The organism is Seonamhaeicola marinus (assembly GCF_008085455.1).
Genome location: NZ_VSDQ01000213.1, coordinates 1 through 322, shown reverse-complemented (window position 1 = coordinate 322; position 322 = coordinate 1). Strand labels below are relative to the sequence as shown.

Sequence of the window (322 nt, the reverse complement as noted above, 5' to 3'; positions counted from 1 at the left end):
ATTTACACACGTAAAAAAGGAACACTAGATGCCGATGAAGAATTGCTGTTTGATTGTAATGAAATGGCCAAAGACCAAGCTTATTTTAAACTAGGTAGTATAGCTATTAGTCCAGATAATAAGTTAGCCGCTTTTACAACCGATTTGGTAAGTAGGCGCCAATACACAGTACAAATAAAAGACTTAACCACAGGCAATATTCTGCAAGATACTATTATAAACACCACAGGTAGCATTACTTGGGCAAATGATAATAAAACGCTTTTTTATGCTTTAAAAGACGACGTTACGCTACGTTCGCACAAAATATGCAAACATGTTT

1 pseudogene is annotated in these 322 nt (G+C 35.1%); it reads left to right on the top strand.

The annotated features are described in order from the left end of the window. A pseudogene (locus tag FUA24_RS03080) lies at positions 1–322 on the top strand (oligopeptidase B); the annotation flags it as partial.